Raw genomic sequence first — 20,747 nt, 5'->3', positions numbered from 1 at the left:
GAAAAAAATATTTTTTTTAATACATAGTATTAAATATGTAAGAAAAAGAAAAAAAATCCCGTCAACTGGGAAAGACGGGATAATATATCAAACTTTATAAAAGGAAGACTTGTTTTGTTAAGTCTAATGACTTTTCTTAATATTTACAGTCTATTAAAAGAAAATAAATCTTACAAAGTTAAAGTAGATTTAAATATCTTATCTAATTTTTTAAAATTAATTTCTAAATTATTGATATTATAAAATTTTTTAATTTTATCTTCTAAATTATTATTTTGAACAAATTCTTTAAATGTTTGATTATTTAATAAACTTCAAGAAACTAACATTTTTTTTATTGAATCATTTTCAATCATTTCTGTATATAAAGGACTAAGATTAGAGTATAAAAATTTATTTTTCAAATTAGAATAATTATTTTTACAAAAATCTAATCAGCAGTATTTATATAAATTTTCTATAGAAACTGCTATTGCATTGTTTATTTTTTTACTTAAAAAGGTTTTATTTCTAATTAATGAGTTTATGTCTCTTAATGTATAAAAATATAAAATGTCTTTTTCTTCAGTTTTAAAAGGATATTTATGTATTTTTGAATCAATTGTATTGAAATTATTTAAGATAAAAAAATCTTGATGATTAAAAATATCAAATTTGAATTTTAAGATATCTTCATAATTTGTTTCGATATTGTTTTGTCTTTTATATAAAGATAAAATTAAAGGAAATTCATTAGTTTTTTTATTTTTTAGTTGTTCAAATTCTTTGCTTGAAAAAATCATAGATTTTTCAAGTTTATAGTTTTGAAAAAAAGATTTTAATTTATTAAAATTTTGTTTTTTTATAAGAAAAGAAAGTGGGTGAATTACACAAATTAAATCTGCTTTAAGTTCATTATACATTTTTAAAAATGATAAACCTAAATCATTTGAAACAAGATTTTCATCCATTTCAAAAGAACCTTTTTTATTTTTTTGATATTGACTTAAAGTGTCATTATATGGTGGATTCCCAATTATAAGAATTTTTTCATTTTCTTCTATTTTATATTTTCTTCTATTTACTTTTATAAGCGAATTTTCTTTATAAATGGAAATATTAGGGAAATTTTCTTTTATAAAATTAACACTGAATTCATCAATATCAGTTGCAATAAAATTGCTTTCTGAATCTAGAAATTCATTAATAAAAGAACCATAACCAACACCTAAATCCAAAATGTGGTCAAATGGATTATTTTTAATTTCCTCCATAACCCATTTTTTAGCTATTTGAACTATTTTTTTAGGACTATAATAACTTCCTAGTTGAATTTTTTGTTTTTCAACTAAGTGTATATTTTTTTCAAGATTAATCTGCTTCATTACTTTATTTTATCACATTATGTAATATAATTTAATTATGAAAATTAAAAATAATAGTGGAATTTTAGAATTATTTTTTTCTTCCAAAAATAAAGGAAAATTTCGTTGAAAAATCAAAGAAAGTGAAATAGATTTTCCTAAAACATTTGCTACAACAAAAGAATTTTTTCAAGATAATTGTTTTCTTGAGTGACAAATTAGCTATGATAAAGATGCTGAACAAAACAAAGAATTTGAATTTGTAAATTATAAAAATAAAAAGAAAAATCTTTTTGGATTATCATGAATATTAAAAGAATTAATAGAAAATAAAATGATTAGTACAATCGATATTAACAAATTAATTGAAAAAATAAAAAAATATAACTTTTATTTTGAAGAAAAGAAAATTCAATATCAAAAATCCGAAGAAATATTAATTGAAGAAATAAATTTTAGTCAAAAAAATATAGTTTTACCTACTTTTTTACATTCTTTTGATAATGGAATTAATATTGAAATATCAATTCAAAAACAACAATACGCATCCGGTTTCCAACCAATGGTTTATTTAAATATTCCTATTTCATTATTTAGCAATTCTATGTTATTACTTGGTCAAACTTCTAAACATTTAACAGAATTAAAACTAATTTTAAATAAAGAAATAGTTACAGTTTTCATGACTGTAGTAAAAATATTTGCTTTATGCTCAACAAAACATAAAACAGATATTTTGAATATTTTGTCATTCTTAAAAGAAAACATTTAATTTTGAAAATATGAATTTTTGATTAAAAAAACAAATAAAAAATAAAATTTTAAAATATTTTATCAATATTACTAAAAACGGTATTAATTATTATATAATTAAGCAATATGTTAGATTTTTTAGGGAAAAGATTACAAAAAGCTATGCAAAAAGCTAGCTCAAAAACAACTTTAAAAGAAGAAGATTTATTAGAAATTACAAGAGAAATTAAATTAGCACTTTTAGAAGCTGACGTTAACTTACTTGTTGTAAAAGATTTTATTAAAGAAGTTAAAGAAAAAGCAATTGGTTCTGAAATAATTGGTAAATTAAATCCAGGACAACAAATGATTAAAATTGTTAATGATGAATTAACTAAAATCCTTGGTGGAAAAACAAAGGAAATAAAATTAGATCAAACAAGAACAATCATAATGATGACTGGGTTACAAGGATCTGGTAAAACTACTTCTACAGCAAAATTAGTTAGTTATTTTTTAAGAAAAAAAATGATTAAAAAACCATTAATGATTGCTGCAGATATTTATCGTCCTGCTGCTATAGAACAATTAAAAGTTCTTGGTAAACAATTGAATGTTGATGTTTATTTTGAAAATGATGCTAACGTCCAAAATATAGTAAAAAACGGAATTCAAAAAGCTAAGGATGAATATTATGATTTTGTAGTTATAGATACCGCTGGACGTTTATCTATTGATGAAAATTTAATGAATGAACTTGTTGATGTTAAAGAAATAGTAAAACCAAGTGAAATATTTTTTGTTGCAGATGCCTTATCTGGACAAGATATTATTAATGTTGCTCAAACATTTAATGATTATTTAAAATTAACAGGTTCCATTATAACTAAATTAGACTCAGATGCTAGAGGTGGTGCTGCATTTTCATTAACAAAATTATTAAACTTACCTATTGTTTTTATAGGAACAGGTGAAAAAACTAATAATTTTGATTTATTCCATCCTGATAGAATGGCAGATAGAATTTTAGGAATGGGAGATGTTTTATCTTTAATTGAAAAAGCAGAAGAAGTTATTGATAAAGAAAAAGCAGAAAAATTAGGTAAAAGAATGCTTGCTGGTAATTTCAATTTAGATGATTTACTAAATTCATTACATCAAATGAAAAAAATGGGAAAATTTTCTAAATTAATAAAATTAATACCAGGTTTACCTAAAAATATTGATCTTTCTCAAGTTGAAGGAGTTGATGAAAAAATTAAATTATATGAAATTATCATTTCTTCAATGACTATGGAAGAAAGGAAGAATCCTAAACTATTAAAAATGCCATCAAGAAAAAATAGAATTTTAAAAGGTTGTGGCAAGAGTGTTCAAGATTATAACAAACTTTTAACTGAATTTGAAATGCTTTCAAAAAGAATGAAAGAAATGTCAAAAAATGGAATGGGAGGACTAGGAAATATATTTAATAAATTTTAATTAATTTCCTAATATATGATTTTTGAAACAACTACTTTAGCAATTATATTTGCATTAGCCAGTTTGTCTTTGTTTATTTTTGCGACTAAAAAACTATCAACTACATTAAAAAATATTGGAGACAGTAAATTCAAAAAAATAATTAAAGTTATTTCCAAAAATAATTTTATCGCACTTATGGTAGGCGCACTTATTACCACTTTAATTCAGTCTTCGGATGGTGCGATCGCTCTAATTATGGGGTTATTAGCTGCTAAATTTATCGGATTAAGAGTTGCAATTGCTTTTCTTTTAGGAGCAAATATCGGTACTGCTACTACTTCACTGATTGTTTCATTTCAATCGAGTTTTCAATTTACTGAATACTTTGTTCTTTTTATGTTTCTTGGAGTTTTTGGTTCCCTTTTAACAAAAAAAGAAAAAGCTGTAAATATCTTTTTAATTTTAGTTTCGATAGGAATGGTATTCTTTTCTTTAAAAATAATGTCAGGTGCAGCAAAGCAAATAGTAAAGGAAGATTTCTTTAAAGAAACTTTAAGAATTGCAGGAATTAATCCTTGATTATCTTTTCTATTTTCCTTTGTTTTAACTGGTTTATTGCAATCATCAAGCGCAACAGTTACTTTATATCAAGTTGTTTTCAATGAATCAAATTCCTTATTACAACTGCCTTCAGCAATTGCTCTTGTTTTTGGCGCTAATTTAGGTACAACAATAACAGGATTGATTGTTTCATTTACATCAAAAAATAATAATTCTAAAAAAATAGCACTAATTTGAGGATTTACCAACTTCACAATCTCCTTGATTTTATTGCCGTTTTTATCACCTTTTACATTTTATGCCGATTTTATTAAGTTAATTGTTCCAAATCAAAAAGCTCTTCAATTATCAATTGCACATTTACTTTTTAATTTCATTTTAGTTTCCATATTTTTCTGATTAATAAAATATTTAGAAAAGTTAGTAAATTTTCTTATCAAAGAGAAAAGAGTTGGAGCTGAATTTGATATTTATCTTCCAGAAGAATTAATAGGACAAAATGCTTCTTTAGCTTTAAAAGCTGCGAAAAACGCTTTATTTTCACAAGCTAAAATTTCAGAAGCAGGAATTGAATTGTTAAATAAATATATTGAAACTGGTGATACAAAATTACTTAGAAGATATTCTGAACTTGAAGAAGAAATTGATAACACTAGAACTTTAATTTACAATTATTTAGTTCAAATAAGTTCTAATAATTTAACTAAAAATGAAGCTAAAACACATTTATCTTTAATTTTATCTTCCCGTTCTATTGATAAAATTATAGGTTTAGGTCGAAGTGTAATTATTGAATTAAATAAAATTTATGACTCAAAAAACGAACTTTTCTTTGACATAGAACCAGAAATTGTTACAGAAATTAAAGAACTTGTTTCTTTAGTGCTTGTTTTAATCAAAAATGCCGCTTCTCAACTTGAAGAACAAACAAAAGAACGTAGTGAATTTATCGATAAAATGTCTAATAATTTAAATATTTTAACTTTAGAATTTGCAAAATCCAATGTTGAAAGATTAAAAACAGAAGAAGGTAGAAAACAACTAGAAAAAGATTTCGATTATAGCGTTCTACTTAGAACAATAGAAAGAATGGCTCATCACTGCCAAAGAATTAGTCACTATATTAAAAATTCAAGATTTAAAATGAAAAGAATTTCCGAACAAGAACGAACCAATTTTATAGATTTAAATAACTAGGAATATTTATGAATAAAAAATATAAAAAAATCTTTTTTCCTTTATTACTAGCAACATTATCAACATCTTTGATTGTTGTTTCATGTAATTCCAACAACAACAATGACGACATAAATTCAGAAAAATTTCCACCTAAAAATCCTAATCCAAATTTTAAAGAAGGAATTTACACAAAGGTAAATTCAGATATTTTTAAAATAAAAGAAACAGTAAATGATGTTAGTAGAGAAACTAATTTTATTGTTCAAGAACCAATTCTTTATTTTAATAAAGGAAAAGTTATTACTAAACAAGATTTACCAAAAACTGTTTTAATTATAAATAATACAGATTTTAGTTTTGAAAAAGAAGTTGTTTGAGACACTGATTTTGAAGAAAAAATACTCATTGATTATTCAACAACAATTCAAGGACATATTAAAGATTATCCATCCTTAACTACTCAATTAACAATTTATACAAGAACTCAAGTAGATGGAGACGAATACATAAGAAGTGTTTTACCTGCTATTGATGAATTAAGTGCCAGAAAAGAAATTGATTATGATAAATCAACAAAAATTTCTAATCAAGCAAATTATGATTTTTGAAAGATGCTTGATAGTGATCAAGGTATAGAATCTAGATGAGACAATAGAGATATCCACAATAGACATACTTCCATTTCAGACAGAACAATCGTTTTTAAATGAGATGAAAGAAAATCTATTTCTCAAATTAGAATTAATTGATTTAAAAATGGTTGGGGCGGAAGCACATTACCAGAAACCTTTTATTTTTCTTATTCTAACGATGGGGAAAATTGAACAGAAGTTACAAATTTAGATAAAAACAAGGGAAGTCAATTTGATATAACTCCAGCAAACCCACTTTATGGAGTTAATGTGTCTAATCAAACCATTTTTAATTTTGATCCTATTAATACAAGATGATTTAAATTTTCATGAGATTCAGCTAAAACAGCAAATGGTGGTGATTCAATGATAGGAATTACAGATTTTCAATTTTGAGTAAAAAATAGTTTAAAAATTTTAACTCAAAATTCTAATTCAAGTTTTTTAAAATCTGTTTTAATAAATAATAAACCTATCGAGAATTTTAATTCTTTTAAAACTAGTTATGATATCGAATTACCTAATTTGGAACAACTAAACATTTCAGTTCCTAATCAAGAAAATTTAAGAATTCAAATTAAGGAAGTTTTATCTGAAGTTAACATTAAAAACAATACAAAAATTAAATCTGTATTTAAAATTTTAGTTACAGATGAAAACAATAATACAACTATATATAAACTAAATTTATCTAAAAAATAAGGGAAATATGGAAAAAAATAAAAAAAAGAAAGCAGCAATTTTTTGAATAAGCACTTCTCTTATTGGTTCAAGTATTCTAATAGGAACTGCAACATCACTTATTTTATATAATAATAACAATATTGAAACTAAAGATTACAATAGAAAATATAATGAACAAAATCTAAATTTAAAAAGTTTTATTCTTAAACAACCCAATTATAAAATAGATGAACCCTTAAGAAATTTTTATAGTTGATTTTTAAATACAAAAGAAAAAGATTTAAATAAAAGAGAAGAGCAAATCAATGAACTTAAATCTTTTGTTAATGAATATAATAAATTTGCCCAAATGTCTTTTGAAGAGTTAAATCATCTTTTTTCTGTCAAAAAAGAAATATTATTTAATAAAAATAATAAAATTATTAATTTTAAGGATGAAATCTTTAAAGAAATTTTAAAAACCAAGTTTGAAAATTTTAACTTTAAAGAAAAAACTAATGAACTAAAAAGTATAATTCAAAATTTACCTATAATTGATGATGAAAATAAAAAATTAAATAGTGAAATTACTAATTTTGCTACAAAAATAAATGATACAAATTTCAGTAATCCTTCCATTTATAAATTTAACAATAAGAATTTTAAATTTGAATTTAATAAGGAAAATTTTGATTATCAAGAATACTATAATAAGTTAGAAAAAGTTGATAAAAATATTAAAGAACTATTGGATGATTTCTCTTTTTACAAAGAAAATTGATCTTTAAGAATTGAAGATTGATCCACTTTTTCAAATACTATAGAACAAGGGTTTTCTGAAGAGAAAATCTTATCTTTTAAGACAGTAGATGATTTGCAAAATCATATTGATTATTTATCATTAAATTTTAAAAATTATATAAAATCAAAAAATTTAAATGAGTCCTATTTACATTATAAGAAAACCAAATTTACGGAAGAAATAAAAGAATTTGCTTTTTTAACAGATGATCAAAAACAATTTTTTATCAACAGAAATAACGAAATTAAAACTATTGAAGATTATGAACAATTATTAAATAAAATCAATTCTCTAAAAAATGATTTCGATATTTCAAAAGAGAAATTAATCGAATATTTAAATAATTCTAAAATTGAAAATAATTTTAAAAAAGAGTTAATTCAAAATGTAAAATTAATAAAAACTAAGCAAGAAATAGATAATTTTAAAAATGCTTTAGAACAACTTTTTTCTAAAATAGAAAATTTAAAAACACTAATTTTAGAATTTGAAAATGGAATTTCAAACAATAGTTTATCAGGACAAAAACAATTTAATTTTTTAAAAGAAAAAATAAAACTTGATTCATTTATTAAAAATAATGAATTGTTAGATGTAGATATTTTTGATCTCACTAAATCAATAGATAAAGCAGATCAATTTATTTCAAAATTAAATGAAATAAAAAATGCAACCGATACAACAAATGATGATTTGCAAACTATTTTCAATAGAGAAGCAAATGCAAATTTAAGTAATTTTCAATTAAATTCTAATACAGAAAAGTTTGATTTAAAACAATATTTATACTCTGGTTCTATTAACTTAAAAAATGCAAATTTATATTTTGGAGCATTAGATACAGATTTTATCGATTACACAATTTCCAATTTACAACTAAAAGAAGATAATAGAAATATTCTTGTTGTAACAATAGATGCTGTTGCAAAAACTGATTCTAATTTGCACACAACAATAAGAAAAGAAATTGATTTTTCTGCTAAAAATATTACACCTATTATAAATAATATATCTATTGCAAATTTAGATGAAATTTACGATATTAACTACTTTGAATTATCTAAAATTAAATTTAGAGAATTTCTTGAAAATGAAACATATAAAAAGTATTTAATAAAGAAAAAACAGGGTATTTCGAATTTCTTTAGTTATGATATAGTGCCTAATTTTAGTTTAGAAAATAACACAAATAAATTGCAAGCAACAGTAAATATTTTATTTAATAAGCAAGTTATAAAAAATTTTAATCTCACTTCTTTAAAAGCAGTAGAATTTGAAAATGAAAACACCGAAAAAGATGATGAAGTAAACAAAAACAAAATTTTACAACTTTTAAGTGGACCGGTTGGTGATTTATTAGAAGAATTTCAATTTAAAGATGGTGTAAGAAAAACTCACACAGACTATTATTCAAAAGATGCAAAAATAGCAATTGAAAATTCTTATATTTTACCTAAATATGGTAGATATGAAATTTATGTAGAAAATGTTGAAAGTTATAATAATATAAAACAAATTAGAGACACTGCTAGAGGTGGAGACGCAAATGTTTTCTTTTGATACAAAATAGATGGACAAAAAGCACCTTTACCTGAAAATAAATCAAGATATATAAAAACAGTTGATTTCTTTAGACATTTTACTTATGAAGCAATAAAACCAATCAATGGTAAACAATTTACAGCAGCCGATTTTAAAGGAAATTACAGTGAAATAGAAGAAAATTTCAAAACAGAAATCAATAAAATTAATGAAACTAATTTTCAACATAGAAAAGTTCAAGGAAAAGCAGTTAGACAAGGAGATGTTACCTTGTATAGAGCATTTAATATAAAAGATTTTCTTTTCCAAAATCATCTAGAAAAAATGAATTACTTTTTCAAATTAGCAAATGCAACTGATGATTCTGCTTTAGTTGGACAAAGTTATGATAATGACTGATTTGTACCTTTAGATGCTAAATTAATTACTAAAAGTGGAATTGTTAAAAGTACTGCAAACTTAAATGATTTATTAACTAAATACTTTTATTATTTTTATGATATAAAACAAATAAATAAGTGATCATTATCATTTAAAATTGGATTTATTAATATTTTAGATAATACCAAAAGATTTACTAATGAACAGGAATATGTGTTAGATAATGTTGTAAATGATTATCAACAGGAACTTTATCCTGCAGTTATTTTAAACAAAATAACTTTATCAGATATCAACGTTAATAAAGAGCAATTAAAAGAACATGATGTAACTTATTATAGAAATAATTTGGATGAATTAAATAGAATTGTTACTTTAAACTATCCTGGCGATGAAATAGAATATAATAATTTTTCTTTACCTAAAAATCGCTTTAAAATTTCAGAAATTCAAAATGCAAATGATGATTTCGCATTTGTTAGATTTGCCTTTTATAAAAAAGATGATTCAGTTATTAACAGTGATGTTTGATACAAAATTAGCGGATTTAAAAAGATTATCACTAATGAAGGAACTAATAAACTTACATTTGATAATAACAAACTAAATACAGTCTTTTATTCAGAAAATGAAGTTGAAAGAGAAAGAGAATTAGAACCTTTTTGAAAAGATTTAATTTGAACTTTAGATCCTAAAACCAACGTTGCATCTTGAGTACTAAAAAAACAGTATATTGAAAAAACTTTTCTTGCATCAGGAGCAAAAAACAGAAGTTTTAAATTAACTTTATTTGGAAATGTTTTATCAGTTGATAATGACAAAGATGATAGAGTAAGAAATGAATCTAAAGTTCCTAAGTTTGATTTTGATTTTGAAGAGTTAGTAATAGGTAAATTAGTTATTAAAGAAGGTGTTGTTGGTGGTTATAAATTTCCAAAAGGAAGAACTTGAATTCAAGTGCCACCAGTGGAATATATTTTAAGTGCTCAGTATGACGAAAATACAGGAATTTCCTTTACTTTAAAACTAAAAAATCCTGAATACAAAATTATTATTGATACAACTTATACACAACCAAATGATGTTAACTTTTCTCCTTCAAGAGCTTTTATTTTAAATTTTGCACCAGCAAAAATAGTAATGAAATATACAAATAGCAATCAAAAGGAACATTTTAGCGATTACAAAACTAATCAATATAATTATGAACATGTAAATTATGATTTACAGCAACAACCAATTTTACATTATAATGATGAAAATATTGATTCAGATTACAGTGTTTATAATCCAAATCAAAATGTAATTTATAAAATTCATGAAGGATATAAACCAGATAAAGAATGAATTAGACACGAATGATATGATTGAAAACTTGTGAATACTGTAAAATCAAGAGTTGTAAAGTATGCTGCAGATATTGCAGGTAAATATTATTTTGCTTCTGGTTCAATTATAGGAAAAGTTAATAATGATCCAAATGATGCTAGATTTTATGTGTTAACAAATCAACACGTAGATAGAGAAGTAGGTAGTTTAAGTCAAATTACAGGTGATAACCTTCCTTATCAACCTAAAATAAATAGAACTTTCTTAATTGCAAGTGATAAATACAAAAATTATATTAATCCAGGATATAGATATAATGCCACCGAAAATGATGTTGGATTTAGTAAAGTTCCATCCAAAATTATATGAGTTGGTGGATGAGATAAAAGTCAAATAGGTAAAAATGGTACATCTAAAGCCGCATATGATGCAGCAGTAACTATTATTGATTTAAAAGCACTTTTAAAACAAACAAAAAGAGATGGAAGAATGGGACTTGCGAAACATTTAGAAAATCTTTTTAAAATTCCTGATTTAAAATTTGATGCAAATTATAAACAAAGTGAAATGTTTGTTCCTACAATTAGAGATACAGCTCATTTAGGTTTTCCTGTTTGAGGAACTAAAACAGGATATGTAAATCATAGACCGACAATAGGTAGAGATAATGTTAGATTTACACAAACACCTAATTTTGCACCTTTATATTTTGGAACAGGGAATTCTGGTTCTGGAATATTTACAGATGACAATAGTTTTATAGCACTTTGAACATCTGGTTCTGGTGGAGCATGATCTGATGGGTTCCGTTATGATACAACAGATTTTAATTATTTTGGTATTAACTGAAATAACGAAAATCCATTAAGCTTAAAGAACACAGGTTCTTTTGGTGCTCAAATAGCAAGAGCAAATGCTAAAGATCCTAATTCTTTTGCACTCCCTTGATTCTGAAAAGAAATAAAAGAATAAATGCAATGAAGAAAAACTTCATTGCTTTTTATAAATGATTTTTAGGTTAAATATTCAAAATTAAAAATTTTCAATTAGTTGTTTAATAATTAATTTATTTTCAATAAATACAGCATTATTTAAAGTTTTTAAAAGCATTTTTTTGTTATTTTCCTGTAAATTTTCCGTATTTTTATAATTTTTAGATAGTTTGAGTTTGTTAAAAGTTTCATCTAGAATATCTTTTTCAAATTCAATAGAAAAAATAAAATTATCAATGGTTTTTAATAGTTTAAAAGATTCTTTTTCACTTTGAATTTTTTGTTTATATATTAAATTAAAAATGTTTTCAAAAAGATTTCAATATTTATTTGAAATTATAAAACCATTACTTTTTGTTTGAAATTCTTTAATAGTATCATTATTAAAGATAATTTCAATATTGACTTTATTTATTATTCCTCGAATTGTTTCATTATCTTTATATAGAATTTTATTAAAATTTTGTTCTAATTTTAATTCATTAATAGGGACTGTGGATATTAAACTTATTTTGTTAATTAAGGAGTAGTCATTTGTTAGTATATATTCTGCTAGATCATTGATAATAACTAAATTTTTATTTTTTAGTTTTTCAATTATAAATGAAATTTTTTGAAAATTAAAATAAATTTGAATCAATTTAAAACTTTTAAAAAAATTAAGTTTAGAAATATTTATAATTATTAAAAATATCATACAATAATTCATAACAAAATAGTTGTTATAATAATATAGTAAATAATATTCCGAAATATTCTTAACTAGTTTTAATGAAAAATAAACGGAAAAAATAATAAATAAAATTTTTAAGTAAAATAAAATTTTTTCAATTGTTTCTTGGTTTTGATAGTATTTTGAAATTTTGTCATAAATGAAAGAAAAATTTAGTGATAAGGCAGAAGATATTAAAATACAATAACTTGTAATTAGAAAAGAAAATAAGATTTTAATAATAAGATATTTAAAGGAAGTAATTGCACTTATTTTTTCTATTTCTCTTTTTATAAAGTATTTTGTTTTGTTCATAAAAGTTGTCTCCCATTTTTAAATTTAAAATGTAAAAAAAAGTAATATTTAGTTAAAATAAATATTTTAAAATTACTAAATTTTTTATTTCTTTTAAGCATTAATTTGATAATAATAATGTTTAAAGTTCTTAAAAAACCTAAAATGAAAAATAAAAATAAAATAATTCCACTAAAATAACTGAATAAAAAAATTAAGTTATAGACAATTCCAAAAAACAAATTATTGTAAATAAAATCAATATAAAAAAAAGAAATTAAGGTAAAAATAATTAAATAAAGGTAAATCAAAAATTTGGCTATAACTTTTAAAAAACTGTTATTTTCATTAATTATTTCTGTATAAAATAAATAACCATTCTTTTTATCAAAATAGATTTTCATTATTCAATGAATTTTCTTTCTGTTCCATTTATTTTGTTTATATATCTTTTAATTGCAGTTTCTTTTATTGAGTTAATTGAATTGATCATATTTTTAATCTTATTATACATTATTGGTCCATTTGGTCCTGTTCTGTGATAGAAAGGCAAACTATCAATTATATTTAATAAGTCACTTAAATCGTTTTTAATTTTGTCTAAATCACCATTAGTTGAGATTAAAAAAGAAATTTCATATACTTTTTCTCTTGTTCTTTCATCTATAAAATTAGATGCTTCTATTATTTGACTTATTCCTTCAAAAACTCCACTAAGAATTCCTGAAAAAATTTTAGTTTTATCTCATATAGGATCTCCGGGTATTACTGATTCTGAAAATCAACCTATATTATCAGATGAAGTTGAAAAAAAGCTAGCAACTTTTTCTCTGTTGTAATCTGCTTTTAATATCATATGTGATAAATAATCGGATAAATCTCTTTTTAGAGAATTTCATTCTCAAAATTCTATTTCATCTTTATATTGATAAAATTTATAATCATTTAAAACTTTTTTAATATAAATTGGTGGTAAGTCTGGTCCATTTTTATTTATTAAATCTATTATTTGTGCTGGTATAAGCATAGTCTCTCCTTATTTAATAATATTGTTATATTTTAATTATACTCCTTTATTTTTTAGTTTTTCAAATAAAGAAAACAATAACTTATAGTAAAATTTAATTTATAATAAAGAAAATAAAAGGAAGTAAAAATGAGTAATTATTCAAAAGCAAAACAAGAAGAATTTATAGAATTAATAAAAGAAATAAAAAGCGAAACTAGAGATGAAAAAAGATTAATTCAACTTAATTTATTGTTAAAAGAATTAAGTCAAAAAAAATTTGGTTTAATTTGAGAAGAGCAAAAAGAAAATGTAGATAACATTTTAAAGTCAAATATTCTTTATTTGCAGGAAAATAAAGCAAATAAGATAATTAATTCCAAAGAAAAGTCATTAAATTTTCTAATAGAAGGTGAAAATCTATTAACCTTAAATTTACTTTTGAAAACTCATAAAAATAAAATTGAAGTTATTTATATCGATCCACCTTATAACACTAAAAATAAAGATTTTATTTATAATGATAATTATGTTGATGCAAATGATAAATTCCCACATTCTAAATGATTATCTTTTATGAATAAAAGATTAAAATTAGCTCGTGAATTATTAGCGGATAACGGAGTAATTTTGATTAGCATAGATGAAAACGAGTTTGCTCATTTAAAAATTTTATGCGACCAAATTTTTGGAGAATTTAATTTTATAGAAAATTTTGTTTGAATTAAAAATTCAACCAAAAACAATTCTAAAACAACATCAACTAATCATGAATACATTTTGTGTTATAGTAAAAATAGAGAAATTTTAGAAAGAGAAAATTTCTTTAAAATAACTAAACCGGGTTTTTTAGAAGTGCAAAATTTACTTCAATATGCTAAAAAACAAAATTTAGAAATTTCAGAAGCAGAACAACTATTAAAATCTTTTTATAAAGAGAATCCCCAATTAAAAGGAATTTCAAATTATAATAAAGTTGAAAAAGAATATTTAACAAAAACAAATTGAATTTTTAAAGTTTTTGCTTTGGATAATACTTCTTCTCCTGTTTTAAGTGAAAAAAATAATTATAAAATTATTCACCCAATTACGAAAAAAGAATGCAAAAATCCAAAAACAGGATGAAGATATAGTTTAAAAACTATGGAAGAACATTTAAAAAATAATCGCATTTATTTTTATGATGATGAAACTAAAACACCACGTTTCAAAAGGTTTTTATCAGATTCTGAAATGGAAGTGGCAAAATCGGTAATTGAAAATACTAAAGAAGGTATAAAAGAAATAAATAAAATATTGATTAATAAAAACTTTAATAATCCCAAACCTGTTAGTTTAATAAAATATATATTAAGATTTTTCAATAAAAATTCAATAGTTTTAGACTTTTTTGCTGGTAGTGGAACTACTGCACAAGCAGTAATGGAATTAAATAAAGAAGATAATGGTAAGAGAAAATTTATTTTATGCACAAATAATGAAAATAACATATCTAGAAATATAACTTTCTCAAGAATAAAAACTGTTATAACAGGATTCAAAGAAAATGGTGAAAAATATTCAAATGGTTTAGAATTTAATTTAAAGTATTTAGAAGTTAAAACTATAAATTTTGCACAAGTAGAAAAAGAAGAATTTGAAATAGAAGAATTATTAATCAATAGTTCTAAATTGCTTCTAGAACTAGAATATTTAAATGAAATTAACAATGAAGAAATGTATTTTATAAACAATGAAGAAGAAATAGAAACTGCTTTAAAAATAATCAAAAATAAAGGAAAATTGTTTATAAATACTGAAGTAGAGTTAAATTTAGAACAACAAAAAGAAATTGAAAAAAAGAAAATATCACTTTTCAAAATCCCTTATAAATATTACTTTGAAGAACTTAAAAAGATAAGAGGTTATTAATTATGAAACTGAAAGAATTTCAAATAAAAGCAGCTCAAAAAATATTTGAAAAAACATTTTCAACCATCAATGACAGCACAATAAATAAAATTATTTTACAAGCACCAACTGGTTCAGGTAAAACAATAATTTTATTTGAATATATTAAGCAATTTATTTCAAATACTGATAATTTTATTTTTATTTGATTAACACCTGGAAAAGGGGAATTGGAAGTACAATCTTTTAATAAACTGAGAAAAAGTTTTCCAGAAATGATTTCTGGAGATTTGGATGATGTTTTACTAAATGGTTTTAAAAATAAAGGAATATACTTTATAAATTGAGAAAAAATTACAAATAAAATGAATGTTGCTGTTGCACAAACTGAAAAAAATAACTTTTTTGATAGAATAAATGAAGCTAAGTTGAAAAACTATAATTTTATAGTTATTATTGATGAAGAACACAATAATAACACACTAAAAGCTAATTTTATTATTGAATCAATTTCTCCAAAAAGTGAAATCAGAGTTTCAGCAACACCTATAAAAAGATCAAATAATTATCAAGAAATAATTATTAGTGAAAGTGATGTTGTTGAAGAAGGTTTAATAACAAAAGGAATTTTTATTAATAAAGATCTTGAAAAAAATAAAGGTAACAATATATCTTTTGAAACAAAATATTTAATTGAAAATTCAAATCAAATAAGAAAAAATATAATTACAGAATATCAAAAAATGAATCTTGACATTAATCCATTAGTGTTAATACAATTTCCTAATTTAAATGATAATTTAATTTCACAAGTAGAAGAAATTTTAAATAATTTAGGTTTTAATTATGAAAATGGAAAAGTGGCTTCTTGGTTTTCAGAAAGAGATTTAGAAACTGAGGGAAGCAAAAAAATAAAAAAACTTAGTAAAATCAATTTAGTTTCTGATGAAATAGTTAAAAATAATAATGAAGTTTCTTTTTTATTATTCAAACAAGCAATAGCAACAGGTTGAGACTGCCCGAGGGCAAAAATTTTAGTTAAATTACGTGATAATATGAGTGAAAAATTTGAAATTCAAACACTAGGACGAATTAGAAGAATGCCAGAAGCTCATCATTATAATAATGAAATATTAGATTATTCCTATTTATTTACATACGATGCAAAGTTTAAGAATGAAGCGATTTTAGTTGGTGGATTTGAAGCTGAAAAATTATTTTTAAGAGAAGATGCTAAGGATATCACATTATTAAAACAAATTCCAAACAAAAATTATGCTTACAATGAAAATAAAACATTATTAGAAGAAATCAGAGAGTATTTTTTAATAAAATATAATCTTAAAATTAATGAATTTGAAAAAAATAAAGAAATTCTAGAACAAAATGGATTTATAATAAATGAAAAAATAATTACAAGTTTTTTACAAGGAAAGATTAATAATTTACAGGAAAATCCTTTTGAAAATGTTAGTGAATACACTAATGAAGTAGATGTAAGCACAAGTGATCATGGAAGAATTTTAATGAAAAGTATAGATCAATTAAAAAATCCTCTTAACCTTTCTTATGAAGATTTAAAAGAAACTATTTTGCATAAGTTATTTAAAAAATCTTCATTATTTAGATTAAAAAGTAAAAAAGATAAAAAAATATTGTCTTTAAATAATAAAGAATTCTATTCATTTATAATTAATAATTTTGAAAAATTACTGGAAATATTTAAAAGATTTGAAGAAACTAAAATATTACAAAATTCCCTTTTAGAAGTTAAAGAAGTTGAATTTAAAATTCCTAAAGAAGAATATTATTCATTTATAAACTATGAAAAAGAAAATAAAATATTAACAACAAATGTTTATAAAAATTATTCATTAGCTATGATTGATAGTGAAAAACTGCGTTCAAGAGCAGAAATGAATTTTGAAATTTGGTGTGAAAATAATCAAAATTTTATAAAAGATGTTTATAGAGTAGGAAATAAAGGTTATTCTAATTTTTCAATAATTTATTATAATTCATCTCATAAGAAAAAAATTTTACATATTGATTATATAATTAGAACTCAAAACAAAAACATTTATTTAATAAAAATAGAAAAAGATAATTTCAATAAAGAAGAAGATTCAAAAGCAATGTTTAATCAATTAAAAAAATATTGTTTAAAAAATAAATACAATTTTGCTTTTATAAAGGAAAAACAGCATAAAAACGATTTCAAACTTTTTATTAATAATACTATTTATTCCAGTGACATTAATGATGAATCTTGAATTGAAATTGAAAAAATGATAGAAAAAAATAGATAGTTATGCTATCTATTTTTATAATTTTAAATCAGCAAATGTATATCTTATGGGTTTTCCGCCTAAATTATCTAGAAAAATTTCTAGAGAAATTGCTGAAGAATTAGAGTTTAAACCTCTTGACTCTTTTTCTTTTACATATTTTTGAATATCAAAATTAGATTTATTATTTTCCACATTTCATTTTTTAATTTTATCTGCTCATAAAATAAAATTCATTTTGTTAGATGTATTATTTTTGTTTTCATCAAATTCTTTGGTTAATTCCATTTCAAAAAGCAATCCATCATAGTTTACAAAATAAAATTTGAAATCTTGTTGATAATCTTCACCTTCTTCTTCTAACTCTTCTTTTGTTAAATTTAAGTTATCTTGAGTTTTTAAAATAGCAAAGTCTAAAATTTTATTATCTTTTGATATATAAAATAAAGGATTAGTTAGTAAGTTTTCTCTAGATTTTTCTGTTTGTTCTTCTTTAGTACCAGCAAACAAATTAGTTGTATCAGCCAGTTGAATAAAAACTATTTTATTTAGATTAAATAGGAAAAACAACCAATTTTTACTAGTTAATTCTTTTATTTTAGCAAGAGATTGACTATAAGGCAATGCTTTTTTTGAAATAAATCCATCATCAGTATTATTTTGAATAGTTGTATAATAATATAATCAATTTTTAATATCTAAAAATGTTGTTTTAATATCTAATTCCTTTTGTTCCTTTATAAATTGATTCTTTTTATCTTCAGAATCGAATGTAACATTTAGAATATTTGTAATAAAGTCAGAATTTATAAATTCATTTCATTCTTTATCTTCTTTTTCATTTTCCTGTATTTTTAGTTGATTAATTTGATTTTGTTGACTATTATTATTTAAATTACAAGAAGACAAAAATAAAGGAAAAACGGTTAAAAAAGGAAATATTTTTTTAATTTTCATTTAGATCCTTTCATATAATTAACATTTCTGCAGGTTGTCCATATCTAAACTTTTTAATTAAATCATTTTCAAAAGCTTGATAATGTTGAAAACTATCATGATAAATAGCATTATGAAAAATAGTTGTGATAGCATTTATCGATATATTATCTGTTTTAGAATTGGCAAAATAGAAAATAAAAGGGTTAAATTCTAGTGTTGTTCCACTATCTTTTAAACTTATTTTAATATTGAAAATTTGATTATTTCTTTTGATATATAAATCTTTATAAGAATTACTTAATGCAGTAGTATCCCCTTCTTTAATTTCATTTAATAAATTATTAGAAAAGTAAGAGTCACTATAGCTATCTAAATCTTCTAAACTTTCTAAATATTCTTTTGATGGAGATAATTTATTACCATTTTTATCTACTTTATTAGTTATTGGTAGAGTAAATCAATTGCTAAATACAGCTTTAAATTTAGTTAAATTTTTTAAAACAAAATATCAATTTTGAGACAAGAAATTTTTATATTGTAAATAAATAGGATTTTTTTTAAAATCAAAAGAAGAAGATTTTTTTATTTCTTTAGCAAAGTTTTTGAATCCTTCTTCTATTTGTTTTTCTTTTTCTTGTTGATTTTTAATAAATTTATTTATCATATCTTCATCTTTATTAAATTGAATATTTAGAATTAAAGATAAAATATTATCTGTATTTTTTTCTTCAATAGTTTTTCCTTTATCAATAATATCTAAAGAAGGATTAATGAATTTTTTAAAATCATTATCAATATAAAATTTATCATTTTTCTCTTGATTGTCATCATCTTCTTTTTTGTTGTTAATAAAAGAAGAATTTATATTTTTTAATAAATATTTTTTTAAAGAAAATTCCTTTTCAAGCTCTTTAAAAACTAAAAAATCTAAATTTAAAAAAGTAGTAGAATTTGAAATATTTAAGTTATTTAAATTAGAATATTTATCTTCAATTTGTTTGTAACCTTCAAGCTTTCTTTGGTTTTTTTCTTCTTCAGTTACATCTTCTTCATCTTCAAGTTCATATTCTAAATCTTCGTCAAAATCTTTTTTATCTTTTTTTATTTTTTCTTTGATAATTTCTTCTTGTTTATTTTCAAATTTATTTGCAAACAATTCAATATCTTCTTTTGTCGTATTTTCTTTATTTATCTCGTATATTTGACTATCTAGTCTAAATTTAGATATGTTATTTTTATCAACAAATTTTTGCAATCTTATAACTTTATTTTTGTCAATAACAATATAAAAAATATCTTTGGATGCTAGAATATGATCTTCTAATTTTTTATGTATTTTTATAAAAAAATTAATGGATTTTCCTTTTAAATTTAAAAAATTTAAAGAATCAGTTTTAAAATATTCATCTTCTTTTTGTGAATAGAAATTAGAACTAAATCTATTAACATCGTAAGGATAATGTAAAAATTCTAAAAAATCCAAATTTTTTAAAATTCAATATCAATTGTTGTTTAAATTTTCTTCTAAAATGGATTTTCCTATTTTGACAACTGCTTCATTAGAATTACCACCTTGAGCTTGATTAGATCTAAGTGGATTATAAACAAATAAAGAAAATTTTAAATCTTCTAATTTTTTATCACTTATGTTTTCTTGTTCAAGAATGTAATTATTTATTTTTTCTAAATTATTTTCAAAAATATCTTTTAATAAAAGATCAATTTCTGGATTAGAATAAAAATTTTTTTTATTTTGTGCATTTGCTTCATTGCGAAAATTAGTTTTTGCTTCATTACATGAAACAAAAGAATAAAAGGGGGAAAATAAAACTAAAAAAGGTAGAAATAATCTTACTTTTTTATTTTTCATTTTTATTATCTTTCTACTTATAAACTTAGAATAACTATTAATAATTATAACTTATTTATAAAAAAGCAATAAAAAAATTCCCTAAGGAATAATTTCAATCCGCTGTATAAATAATAGTTATTCTAAGT

General features: G+C 22.1%; 12 protein-coding genes. 7 read left to right on the top strand and 5 right to left on the bottom strand.

Annotation, left to right across the window (positions count from 1 at the left end; translation table 4 throughout):
• Positions 1-170: 170 nt before the first annotated feature.
• Complete coding sequence (locus ACXX88_RS02010) at positions 171-1,364, bottom strand: methyltransferase (protein WP_458559435.1); 1,194 nt, start codon at positions 1,362-1,364, stop codon at positions 171-173.
• Positions 1,365-1,401: 37 nt separating this feature from the next.
• On the opposite strand from ACXX88_RS02010, the gene ACXX88_RS02005 reads away from it, so the two are divergent.
• From ACXX88_RS02005 to ACXX88_RS01985, 5 genes are all read left to right on the top strand, one after another.
• The gene (locus ACXX88_RS02005) at positions 1,402-2,115 is read left to right on the top strand and encodes a R.Pab1 family restriction endonuclease (protein WP_458559434.1); all 714 of its coding nucleotides are present in this window, start codon (positions 1,402-1,404) and stop codon (positions 2,113-2,115) included.
• A gap of 107 nt (positions 2,116-2,222) precedes the next feature.
• Positions 2,223-3,557: a signal recognition particle protein gene (gene ffh / locus ACXX88_RS02000; protein WP_436358421.1), complete on the top strand. Its 1,335-nt coding sequence runs from the start codon at positions 2,223-2,225 to the stop codon at positions 3,555-3,557.
• Between the two features lie 15 nt (positions 3,558-3,572).
• The gene (locus tag ACXX88_RS01995; RefSeq protein WP_458559433.1) at positions 3,573-5,297 is read left to right on the top strand and encodes a Na/Pi cotransporter family protein; all 1,725 of its coding nucleotides are present in this window, start codon (positions 3,573-3,575) and stop codon (positions 5,295-5,297) included.
• Between the two features lie 8 nt (positions 5,298-5,305).
• Positions 5,306-6,613, top strand: coding sequence for a discoidin domain-containing protein (locus tag ACXX88_RS01990; protein WP_458559432.1), 1,308 nt, complete (start codon positions 5,306-5,308; stop codon positions 6,611-6,613).
• Positions 6,614-6,620: 7 nt separating this feature from the next.
• A complete protein-coding gene (locus ACXX88_RS01985) occupies positions 6,621-11,600 on the top strand; it encodes an MGA_1079 family surface serine endopeptidase (RefSeq protein WP_458559431.1) in 4,980 nt (1,659 codons plus the stop codon).
• Positions 11,601-11,660: 60 nt separating this feature from the next.
• Here ACXX88_RS01985 and ACXX88_RS01980 read toward each other — a convergent pair whose 3' ends face one another.
• Positions 11,661-12,647: a hypothetical protein gene (locus ACXX88_RS01980; RefSeq protein ID WP_436358417.1), complete on the bottom strand. Its 987-nt coding sequence runs from the start codon at positions 12,645-12,647 to the stop codon at positions 11,661-11,663.
• A gap of 382 nt (positions 12,648-13,029) precedes the next feature.
• Positions 13,030-13,653, bottom strand: coding sequence for a hypothetical protein (locus tag ACXX88_RS01975; protein ID WP_458559430.1), 624 nt, complete (start codon positions 13,651-13,653; stop codon positions 13,030-13,032).
• A gap of 129 nt (positions 13,654-13,782) precedes the next feature.
• On the opposite strand from ACXX88_RS01975, the gene ACXX88_RS01970 reads away from it, so the two are divergent.
• Positions 13,783-15,543, top strand: coding sequence for a site-specific DNA-methyltransferase (locus tag ACXX88_RS01970; RefSeq protein ID WP_458559429.1), 1,761 nt, complete (start codon positions 13,783-13,785; stop codon positions 15,541-15,543).
• A 2-nt stretch (positions 15,544-15,545) separates the two neighbouring features.
• Positions 15,546-17,831 (top strand): DEAD/DEAH box helicase family protein, encoded by a 2,286-nt coding sequence (locus tag ACXX88_RS01965; protein WP_458559428.1) that lies wholly within the window; start codon positions 15,546-15,548, stop codon positions 17,829-17,831.
• A gap of 15 nt (positions 17,832-17,846) precedes the next feature.
• On the opposite strand, the gene ACXX88_RS01960 is transcribed toward ACXX88_RS01965, so the two are convergent.
• Positions 17,847-18,767, bottom strand: a complete 921-nt coding sequence (locus tag ACXX88_RS01960) for an aromatic motif membrane protein (RefSeq protein WP_436358412.1) — start codon at positions 18,765-18,767, stop codon at positions 17,847-17,849.
• Entirely contained in the window at positions 18,757-20,619 is a 1,863-nt protein-coding gene (locus ACXX88_RS01955; protein ID WP_458559427.1) for an aromatic motif membrane protein, read from the bottom strand. Before ACXX88_RS01955 ends, ACXX88_RS01960 begins: the two co-directional genes overlap by 11 nt.
• Between the last annotated feature and the right edge of the window lie 128 nt (positions 20,620-20,747).

It is taken from the genome of Mycoplasma sp. 5370 (assembly GCF_054343435.1).
Note: the sequence above shows the minus strand (reverse complement) of the source record. Positions and strands in the feature narration are given on the sequence as shown.